Source organism: Marinobacter suaedae (assembly GCF_030519635.1).
Lineage (GTDB): Bacteria > Pseudomonadota > Gammaproteobacteria > Pseudomonadales > Oleiphilaceae > Marinobacter > Marinobacter suaedae.
Window position 1 is genome coordinate 1,388,291 of sequence record NZ_JAUMIS010000001.1, and the last position, 11,534, is coordinate 1,399,824.

5 protein-coding genes are annotated in these 11,534 nt (G+C 56.4%); all 5 read right to left on the reverse strand.

Annotated elements, in window-relative coordinates; translation table 11 throughout:
• Nucleotides 1-4,899 (reverse strand): DUF4347 domain-containing protein (locus QVZ43_RS06405; protein WP_302909288.1); only part of this gene is annotated, 4,899 nt, incomplete at its 3' end.
• Nucleotides 4,900-4,944: 45 nt separating this feature from the next.
• Nucleotides 4,945-6,345: an efflux RND transporter periplasmic adaptor subunit gene (locus QVZ43_RS06410; protein ID WP_223795042.1), complete on the reverse strand. Its 1,401-nt coding sequence runs from the start codon at nt 6,343-6,345 to the stop codon at nt 4,945-4,947.
• Nucleotides 6,346-6,376: 31 nt separating this feature from the next.
• Nucleotides 6,377-8,524, reverse strand: a complete 2,148-nt coding sequence (locus QVZ43_RS06415; protein WP_302909289.1) for a hypothetical protein — start codon at nt 8,522-8,524, stop codon at nt 6,377-6,379.
• 14 nt (nt 8,525-8,538) lie between these two features.
• Nucleotides 8,539-10,449, reverse strand: coding sequence for a GAF domain-containing protein (locus QVZ43_RS06420; protein WP_302909290.1), 1,911 nt, complete (start codon nt 10,447-10,449; stop codon nt 8,539-8,541).
• Between the two features lie 358 nt (nt 10,450-10,807).
• Entirely contained in the window at nt 10,808-11,509 is a 702-nt protein-coding gene (locus QVZ43_RS06425) for a substrate-binding periplasmic protein (protein ID WP_302909291.1), read from the reverse strand.
• Between the last annotated feature and the right edge of the window lie 25 nt (nt 11,510-11,534).

Below are 11,534 nucleotides of genomic sequence, written 5' to 3' on the forward strand. Positions count from 1 at the left end.
CGGCGTGTAGGTGAAGCTGCCGTCGGTGTTGAGCGTCAGGCTGCCGTTGCTGACGTCGGTGGCCAGCGCATAGCTCAGCGTCCCACCACTGGTGGTGCTGTCATTGTCCGCGACCGTGCCGCTCAGGGGGGTGTCTTCGTCCACACCGAAGCTGTCGTCCTGGGCCGTCAGGTCGCCCACCGGGTTGACGGTGACGCTGATCACCTGGCTCTCGACATGACCGTCGTCATCGGTCACGGAGACCGTGAAGCTGTCACTGCCGCTCCAGTTGGCGGAGGGCGTGTAGGTCCAGTTGCCGGCGGCATCAATGCTGGCCGTGCCATTCACACCGTCGGTGGTGACCGTGTAATTCGGGCTGGTCATGCCATCGGCGGTATCCGCGACACTCAGGCTGCCACTGATCACCGTGTCTTCATCGCCACTGCCCGAGGTATCGCCGCTGAACACTGCCGTGTCGTTGATCGGGTTGACGGTGATGGCCACGGTATCGCTATCGGACGCGCCGTTGCTGTCCGTGGACAGGACCGTCAGCGTGTCGCTGCCATTGACGTCGAGATTGCCCTGGTACGCCAGTGATGCCAGGGTGGCGTTGATGTCAGCCAAGGAACCAGAGAGCGTCAGGTCACCCGAGTCGTTGGCTCCTGCCGAGATCGTGGCCGCGCCGGACAGGGTGACATTCACGGTGCCATTGTTGACGGTCAACTGAACGGTGGAGAGATTATTATCGGCGTCGGTGACACTGATGCCGCTGATGGCCAGAGACGTATCTTCATTGACCGTTTGAGCACCGGGGACCGTGTTCACCGGTGCATCGTTGACCGGGGTGATGTCCAGTGTGGCACTGCCGGCGACGGTGGCGGACCCATCGGTGATGCTGTAGCTGAAGCTGACCGAGGTATCGTCGTTGGGGGCCGGGGTGTAGGTCCAGGTGCCGTCACCGTTGTCGGTCAGAAGACCATTGCCACTGGTGATGGCCAGCCCGGTTGCGGTGAGCGAATCGCCGTCGGCATCACTGGCATTGCCCAGCAACTCGGCCTGGGTGATGGTGCGCGCACCGCTGTCTTCAGCAATCGGTGCCAGCGTGACCGGCGAGGTGGTCGGTGCATCGTTTTGTGCCATGACGTCCACGGTCATGGTGTAACTTGAGGCCGAATCGGCCGTGCCATCGTTAACAGAAAAACCGAAGCTGTCGTAGCCGGTACCGTTGGCATCAGCCACCGGGGTAAAAGTCAGGTTACCCGCATCGATATCGGCCTTCGTGATCACCTGGTTCAGGGTGACGTCCACACCGTTGAGCTGCAAAGATCCGGCACTTTCTAAAGAAGTAATCTGAACGCTGGCCAGTGCATCGCCGTCGATGTCACTGAATTTAAAATCAGCTGTCGTAAAGGTATAGACGGTGTCTTCGTTGGTCGTGATGGTATTGTTCGCCGCCGTCGGTGCGTCGTTGACGTTGGTCACGTTGAAATTGAACGTATCCGTGGCTGACGCCGCTCCGTCTTCACCACCATCGGCCAGGGAGAAACCAAACGCGTCCGTGGTCACCTGCGATCCATCGTGGACGAAGATCAGGCGGTTGTTGTCGATGTCATCCTGAGTAAACGAGGAGATCGCCACGCCGGGATTGGTCGTCAGTTCCAGTTGGCCATTGGTCGGCCCGCTGGTGACCGTATAAGTCAGTTCGGCCCCCGCATCGTCGGGATCAGCTCCGCTAAGCATCGCCGAGGTGATGGTTACCTGGCCACCCTCGGCCACTGTTGCTGCCGCATTGGTGCCCACCGTCGGCGCATCATTGACCGACGTGATGGCGATATCACGCGCCTGGGTATTGCTGTTGGCATTACCATCATTGACGGTGAAGCTTACCGTACGAGTCGTTGTGTCCGGATTCTCGCTGGTGTTGTTATAGGTGATTGAGCGGAGTGCCGTTTCATATTGCCCCAACGTGGCACTGCCGGTCAGCGTCAAGGTTCCAGTGGCAGCGTCGAAGGAACCGGTAATGCCGTTTTGATCCGTGAAACCAAGGACGTCTTCGCCACTGATGTATCCTGCGGTAATTTGCACGACGGCCGATTGAATGTTCGTGTCATCTGCATCGGTGATAGCCAGCGTGGAAGTGATCGCGACCGCTCCATCATTCTCCGTATATGACAGCGCCGTATCTTCCAGGGCGGAACCGGTAGGCGCGGCATTGGTGTCGTCAACGACTTCAATAGTGAAGATTTCACTGTAGGTCAGCCCACCTGAATCAGTGACCTGGACCGTAATGGCATGTGATGTCGCGGTCTGGTAATCGATCAGGGAGGCATCCAGAACCGTGATCTCTCCGCTGACCGGATCAATGTCGAAACGGCCACCGGCGTTATCGAGAAGCGTGTAAGTAAAGCTGTCACCAATGTCTGGATCAATGGTCGACAGCGTACCGACCACGGTTCCGTTGACATCAGTATCCAGCACGGAAAGGATCAGTTCCGGGTTGCTCGGTGTGAACCCTGCGCCGCTGGCGTGCCCCACGGTCAGGTTGTTACCGCCGACGCTATCGATGACCCCGCCACTGTCGGACAGATTGTCGAATATCCAGTTCGCAACCAGGCCAGGTTCGTTACTGGGCAGCGTCTCGGAGTAGTGCGTCGCCACTTCCGTGGCTGTGCGCACATCATCGAAGAGCCGAACATCATACAGCGTGCCGTTAAAGTGCTGGAGCGGATCCAAACTGCCGCTGCCGCCGGCGCCGTCCTGCTCCTGACCGAACATCAAGGTTCCGCCCGTCGGAATCGTATCGCCTGCCGATAATCCGGTGCCGCTGTCTACCAACACGCCATCGATGTATACGCTCCAGTCTCCGGCGGTGTTGTCCCAGCTCACAGACAGGGTGTGGCTCTGCCCATCCATCAGGGCCGCGTTGTAATCAATAGCATCCGAATACACTGGAGTACCGGTGCCGATATCGAGCTCAAGCGCGTTCGGGTTATTCGTGTCCGTTGATGACACCGTTTGGATGCTGAGCACATCCCCGGATCCCGTGTTGTAGGAAATAAAAGCCGTCTCGTGATCGGGAGAGGTGTTCTTGCCTTCAAACTGCACCTCTACCGTGAACTGGCTAAGCGGGCTTGGCAGTCCACTGTCGGCGACAAGATACGTATCGTTACCACCGTCCTCATTGAGGCTGATCCCGCCCTGAGTGTTGGATGTGGTTGTCAGGTCGATGGGGGCATCGTTGACCGGGTTCACGGTGACACTGCTACTGGCTGACTCGGCGCTGAACGCGGAGCTTCCGGCGGTCCCGGAGGTGGTAAAATCGATCCTGACATCGTCGATGTACATCAGTGCACCGGTTGCCGGTGCGTCTACTTTAAAGCGGATCGTCGTGTTGGCCGCAGCATAGGCGCTGATATCAAAGGATTCGAAAGACCCCACGTTTCCCACGTAGTTGTCTTGATTGATGTAGTATGTCTGCAGTGGGTTCCAGTTGGCGCCGTCGAATATCTCAAGGATAACCGTGCCGGTTTCGACGTTGTAGCTCTCCTCATAGGTAAAACTCAACGTTGCCGAGGTCGCTCCGCTTAGATCGACCTCGCGCTCAATGGAGGTACCATTGTTCAGGCCAATCTGCAGGTACGAACCATCGACCACCGAGCCCGCGCTGCTAATGGAGATATTGGCGCCAGTAGTCTGCCAAGAGTCACTCCAGTTGACACTGCCATTGTTGCCGCTATAGCCGTTCTCAAAGGAATCCAGGACAAAGGTGGTGCTCAAATCCATCGTGCCACCGGCCGTGCCGGAGGTCTGATCCCAGGCTTGAAAGGTGATGCCGTCGGTAACCGTACCGTTCCAGTCCGCATCTGGCACGAAGCGCACCGAGGTGTTGGCGTCGGCTGCCAGCAGACGAGCCGCTGAACTGTCTACCGCGCCAAAGGCGATCCAGTTGGTGCCGCCGTCGGTGGTGTACTCCCAGGTACCGTTGCTGTCGTCGACGGCAATGACTGCGATGCCATCAACCCCACCGCCGGGGCCGGGGGGATGGGTGATCTGGCCCGCGATGAGGTCGGTAACCAGGGTGCCGTTATTACTGACCGGGTCTTCGTCAATGGTTTGTAAATCGTTCGCACCGTTCAATGTCGGCAGAATGTTCTGCCACTGGCTCTGCTGACTTTCGCTGATGGCGACGGTCGCTTCGATGTCACCGGCCTGATATTCCAGATCCCAGTCGCCGCCAAGGCTTTGGTGACCGGTCAAGTCATCGGAGGCCGCAACGTCGGCCTGGGTCAATTCGCTGATTTCATTGATCAGGCCTTTACCGGACTCGGACGCTGCCAGGTCACAGCCATAGAAAAGAATGTCTGCGTCGGAATCCAGGTACTCTGCCCAGGATTGCAGCTGGCCTTGATAGGAAAGCAGATTCTCGTTACTGAGCTGACCGCTGCCCAGATCAACGGCGCCATCAGAACCGTGAGAAATAATGTGGATGGCGTCTACCGCCTGATAATCCTGCAACGTTGCGGTTATCTGTTCGATGCCATCGCGGTTATTGTCGAGCAGGATGACTTCCAACCGGCGATCGTCATCGCTCTCAGAGAGCATGCCATCGACCAGTTGCTGGTAGTCGGGCGTATCGGTATCCACAAAGACCAACTCGGTACGAACAGAGGTCTCCGTCGCAGGCGAAGTTACTTCTTGATCCTGGGGGCTTAGCTCCGAGGGTTCGCTTTGGGTCTGTTCTTTTGCCAGCTGGGCACGCTGTTTTTCAAGCACTGCGGCCGTGTCGTCCAGCAACGTGGCCAGGGAATCGTCGGTAGCCGGATTATCAGCGGCCCCGGCAAACATATCCGCCGAGAACAGCATCCGTGGCTCAAGAGCCTCGATGAGTGGGGCGCCGCGTTTTTTTTGTTTTTTATCCATCAGGTGCCTAACTCCATCTGAGACCCCTTTCCGTCAACACTGAACTCAGCGCTCGGCCAATTCCGGGTAACAAGCCATCGGCTTGAAGGTGGCTGTCGAATCAAGGGCTGCGACCGTATTTTGTAACTGGTCGGATAGATCGGTTTTGCCGGACACAGCCATTTCCAGCCAATATTCCTGGACGTCTTTTCTGTCCGGCAGAAGCTCCGTTTCGAAGCCCAACAGACCAAGCGCATCCTGACGTTTCTCTGCGAACGCTCGCTTACTAAAGTACCCCAGACCTACACGGCCCTTATGCTCGCCCCCGGCCAGAACGAATCGGTCGGTAATGCCTGCTTGATCAAGGCGGGCCAGTAATTCGTCAGCGTCCTGAGAGTTGGAGGGCTCCACCGCGAGCACCTGATAGCCTGCCGTTACGTTGTTACTGACCGAGCGTAACTGCAACTTTTCTGTTGCTTGTTCAAGCCTTTCGGCAAGCCCTTGAGCAGTGGCTTCGTCTTCGACGGGGCCGATGCTGTAACAGCTTTCTGGCGGATACTCGTCAGCGACCTCGACGGGAGCCCCACTCTCCGCAGCCTCGGCAACCTGTTCGGGCTCATCCAGAGACGGCGGTAAAAAGCTCAACTGACACCGTAGGCCGGCAGGGATTTGATAATCGGGATTGGGCAGGCTTAAGCGAACACCGAAGGTGCCGCTGGCAGCATCAGCAACACGATCGACTCGCTCAACCGTTGCACGGTATTCGGCTGAGGTCCCATAGCCCGTGCTCACCTCCGCCTCCATACCCGGCGAGATCTGCTCCCAATAATCCACCGGCACGATGACCTCCACATGCAGGGGATCTAATTGAGCAACACGAACCAGAGGATCGTTTTCCACAAACTCACCCACCGATTTGAAGCGTTCCATGACCACGCCCGCGACGGGGCTGCGGATACTGCGCTGCATCAGGATCATTTTTGCCCGGTGATATTCAAGCTCTGCAAGGGCCTTCTCATCCTGCTGTTGCCTGACCTGCAGTTCCGCAATGCGCGCTTCGGTTTTCGACTGATCCACATCGTGCTGGGAGATGGCGGATTTACGTAACAGTTCCCGCATACGCTTTTCAGTCAGCGAACCAAATTCGGCACGTTCCTGGTGTAACTCTATGGCCGTATCCATACCGGCTCGAATCCGGGCCAGCTCCAGAGAGGCCCGTTCCACACTCGATTCAAGCTCGACAATGACGGTGCCTTTTTCTACCCGGTCACTGCGATAAACGTGGATGGCATCAACAACGCCGGGTATGGCGCTGCCCACATCGACAATTTCACTGGGCTGCATGACACAGTCCTGGATGGGAATGGCGTGACCAGCTTCTTCCCGTGGATGCTCGTTTGCCTGAACGCTGACGACTGCATTCGTTATCAGAGCGAACAGGAGCGAGACCCGTGCTTTTATTTTCATTCTTATTCTCTCCTGCTGAATACTTGTAGGGTCAGAAATCGAGCCTGCTCAACAGCAGCTGGCGACCACTGCGCAACCATTGGCTGGCCAGAGGCTCAGCGCCATGATCAAAGCGCACGTAGGCGCGCTCTCCCACCCCGGCCACATTGAAACCCTCGGGCAATGACAGATCTACATGAAACACCTCTTCTGCGGCAGAGGTTCCCCCGCTATCGGTCTTCTTTACCGCGATGGCCCCGCCGCCGGCAGTACCCAGGGCTCTGCTGGGCAACACCGTGCTGCCGGCCGGCGTCTCTCGACTGACATGAACCTGCACCGTCTCACTCAACCGTTCGGCAACCCGGACCTCAACTTGCGAGACCTTTTCTCGCACCAGGCCTATCTTCGATTGCGGCACGACCGCCCTCACGATCAGGCGCTCCGGGCTGATCACATAACCGATCAGCTCACCTTTTCGCAGGTGACGTCCGACGAACCTACTTTCGTCAGGCAGCACAAACACACCGGCGACCTGGCTACGCACGATCAGGGAGTCCTGCTGTGTTTTCAGCATCGCCAGCTCGGCTTCAACCCAACGAAGCTCTGAATCAAGCAATTTCGATTTCACGCGCTGATTCAAACGCTCGGCGGCAATGCGAATTTCCAACTCCCGGCGGCGCGCATCCAGTTTTGAAATTTGAGCTTCCAGTGAAAAGGCGCTCATGCGAACCAGAGGTGTATTGGCCTCGACAGGCGTTCCGGGTTCCACCAACACCTCTTCCACCAACCCTTCTGCACCGCTATAGACCAGGGCCTGCTCGGTAACCCAGACAACGCCTTGTGCCTGACTGGTGAGTGATACCGGCACGAGTAACAGAATGGCGCTCACACCACCGATCGTTAGTGCGGAAACTCCCGTAGCCCGTTTACGCCGACCCGCCAGCGACGGCCCTTCGATCAGAAAACGGGTACCACGATAGAGCGGCAGAACAATTTGCGTCCCCATCGCCCAGGCGCCCAGGGCAACCCCGATAAACAGGTATTCTTCCACCAGAAACAGCACGATGACGGCAAGAATGAACAACCGATAGATAAAGGCCGCCAGCCCATACACAGCAAACCAGACTGACTCGCCGGCGGCCGTCACTGGGGAACGAGCGGATTCAATACCAAACAGATAACGCTGAATCAGATACAGGTAGTAGCGGCTTGAGCGGGCATAGAGATTGGGAATTTCAGCCAGATCCTGCAGTACGTAATAACCATCGAATCGCAACAGCGGGTTGGCGTTGAACAGAAGGGTCGAGACAGTACCAATCAACATTGCGTTGAACGCGACGTCGCGCACCAGACCAGGCTCAACGGCCAGCCATACGAACAGCGCCAGTGCAGCGATGAATAACTCGACCAGTACACCTACCGCGCCGACCAGTGCCCGTTTGTACTTGTCACGTATCTCCCACGCTGCAGAGGCGTCCACATACGGCACCGGCGCAAAAACCAGAAGTGTTATCCCCATTTCATGCACTTCGCCCCCCCACATTTTCACCGTAAAGGCGTGGGCAAACTCATGCACTATTTTGATAACCACAAAGGTCAGCAGCATCAGAACAAGGTTGGCCGGTAACAGGATATCCCGGTTTACCGATGCGCTGATTTCGGGAATATTTGTCAGACCCAGAAGGCCAGCTAAACCAACCAGGAGTATCCAGACGACCACTCCGGCTCTGGAAAACACCGGGCGAATCCACGGCATGAGGCGATTCAGAATCGTGTCGGGATCCAGCAACGGAATCCGGATCGCCAAGGGGTTCATGAAGGCTCGTTGCCTGCGAAGACGGCGCTCATCCTGAAAACGGTTAAAGAATTCCTTGGCCTCGGCCGGCAATTCACTGCGCAGAAGATCCATCGCGAACAACTGCGTCAGAATCAGCACGATGTCATCCTGGGTCGGCGCATCCTCACCCAGAACGATCCTTATCCTGTGGTGGATTTCTTCCACCGTGAGTTCGCCGTCGAGTCGACCAACAAACTCATAAGCCGGTGCGCTGAAACGGAGATGACGACTGTTGGATTGATCGCGCAACAGGTACCAGCGTTCACCACGGTATTGCTGGGAGTGGGTTCTTACGTGCTGACGCAGCCTGGGCCGCAACCCGGCAAGTAAAGGCCAATGGGGATTTTGGGATGCCACGGTCATTTGTCGTTCTCCCCTCAGGCCGCCCAGAACCAGAGACGGACTCGATCAACGATCGAGTGAGTCCAGATCCACAGCAAACTGCGTTGTCCCATATCCACCTTGGCCACACCCCGCATTCCCGGGCGCAGCATAGGTGCAGGCTGTTCCAGCGAGGCTTCGACCCGGAAAAAGTTTCGTGAATCACTGGAGACCGCTACCGGCACGACTTGATCAATGACAAGGTCAAAGGTGGTTTCAGGTAGCGCCGAGATGATCAGACGCCCCGTCTTGCCTTTTTCCACGCCCGCCATATCCCGCTCATCCACTTCCAACACCACTCGATAACTCTCCAGCGGCGCAACTTCATACAGCACCTCGCCAGTCTCAACCGGCGCCCCGACCGATTGGCTCAAGTCACCAGTGACCACGACACCATCGAAAGGCGCGCGCAGTTGTGTTCGTTTTATCCGCTCTTCGACCAGTTGGATTTCAGCGTTCACCTGGTCAAGCTGGGCACGCAAGACACTGAGCGTAACCCGCTCGCTCTCGGCCAGCGCTTCCTGATACTCGGTTTGGAGTTTGTTGTACTCGCTCTGCCATTTTTGACGTTCAAGCTGCAGATCGCGATCATCCAGCAAGGCTATCGACTGGCCTTCCGTGACCACATCACCCGCCCGGACCCCAGCGCTTTTCACATAGCCGTCTTGTGGCGACACCAGGACCTGACGAACGGCACCTTCGATGCTGGCCGGCGAAGTCATCTCGTAAGTTCCGTCCACCAATGACAAGGCACCGAACAACACCAGTGCCGTCAGCATCACCACCTTTAACCTCATGAATGATGTGCCAAAGACACTTGCGGCTGATTCCTTGAATGCTTCAATGCCTTTCAACCAGAAGGAACGCTCATCCTGAATTTTCGACTCCAACGCGGGGCCGACGACAGCGACCAGGGACTGACACAAAGCGACCGTTTCCTCGTCAAAGGGGTCCTTCAGATCGCGTTCCAGCGTCACAGCCCCGATAACCTTTGATCGCCCTCGTAACGGGATTGTGCAAACAGCGACACTTTGCGGCTGATTCGCCAATTCGGCATGGGCCCTGGAGACCACCGAGTTCTGACCCGGAATGGTGGGCCATATCATGGCAATGCCTTGGTCCACAGCCTCTTCCATGGCCGCTTCTGTTCTTCGCACCATCTGGGTCCGTGGATCAAAGCTGGCCATATGAGACATCGCCTGAAGGCGGACAGGCAGCCCCTGACGAAAACCGATACTGACTCGTTCGCAGCGGAATTGATTCGCGAGCTGATTGACTGTCTCAATCGCCGCTGTATGGGAGGAGGGATGTCGGAGAATAGCGGTCATCGCCCTTAAGGCAAAAGTACCTGCTTCTCGCTGTGCGATTGAATGCTGCTGCACCAGCGTTTTCATCCACAGGCCACCCCACTGGAGCAACTGCAATACTGCTTTCTGTTGGGCCACAGAGCGAGGCGAGATCAGAACTGCGACGACGGCTACCGGCTTATTATCAACAAAGAACGGAGTGGCGATTAATTCACAAACCCGCTGTTTGTCTGGCCCGTAATGCTGCTGGGAGCGAACCACGCTTCGATTGCCCGCCAGTGCCTGGGCAGCGGCATCCACCAGAAGAGATTCCCCCTCACCCTTCTCGGGCCACCAGGAAACAGCCGCACCCAGACGCTTGGAGTTTTCCGGCAAGTAGAGTGCGCCGCGGATAAGGCCTGTCACCATCCGGCACTGCCAAGCTAGCCATTTACGGGCCAATTCAGCCGAAACCTTGTTGGCACTTGGGTTCCCGTCTACACGGGGGCTGGAATTCGCCGGCACCCGATCAAAGGCTGGAGCCTCGACAAACTCAGGAGTCTTCCGCTCTTCGGAGCGTTTATCTGCATGCCTTGCCGGTGTTAGTACGCTGTTGGACATAAACCATTCTTCCACTGAACCAAGTTCAGTATGGCCTGCCGATACTCCTTAAACTTTGTTAATTGTGTAAACATATGTTTACTTTAAATACACACATGATTTTTATATATTTTCCAAGTGTTTACGCACGATTTTTCCTTCACTGTCGTTGCTCTGGAATGAAATCCTCAGCCCAGACGCCTCAAATCTTTCCGACAACTGTGACAATCAGTTTAATAACGTGGGGCTTGTGGCCGGACTACCCGGCCAGGATTTATGTCGCGGTAGAGTTTTAAGAAGAAAAAGCGGGATTCGTGGAACGCGCCAAACGCTCAGCAGCAGAAGTTCCTTTCGGAAACCGGGAATTCGGGATTACGTGTTACAGAAACTGCTCCGGGAATCCGGGCATGACCGGTCCCGGACTTTTGTCTTGCACGGGAGGTACCACCCCCTGTTCAAACAGCTGCATGTAGGCATCATCGAATACCTCACGCAGGATGGCAGCACGGGGGTTGGCCAGTGAGAACAACCAGGCCCCGCTTCTTCGCCGCACGTGCACTTCAGTGAACAGTTGCTTCTCCTCCTCTGACAGTATGTCGCGGACAGGTGAACGGTAATCCAGCAGGTAATCGCCTCTTTTCAACTTGAGCATCTCAACAGCCGCTCTGTGATTCGGCGCTTCGGTAACCCGGATACCTTCAGCCGCCTTAAGCCATCCAAGCAACCCGTTATAGGTATATCCAGAAATCACTATGACCGTTTTACCCTTTAGTTCATCAAAGTGGGTCAACGGTTCGTTATTGCTCAAGCTCCACGCACAGAGAAAAAAACTGAATGGACTTGCCCAGCTTTCAAGGATTTGCCCTTTTAGGCTGGGGATGTTGGTCATCCCAGGCCAGACATCAATCTCGCCATTTTTCAGGTAGAGATAGGCACGGGATGTGGGCAGATAAACAAATTCCGGAACGTAACCCGCTTGCTCTACCAAGCGCCGGGTAATGTTGATAAAAATTCCAGCCGGTTCTCCTTGCGGAGAACGATAGGTGAGAGGCGGAAACTCCACATAGGCAATGCGGAGCAATTTGGAATTACCTCCCGCTTGAGCA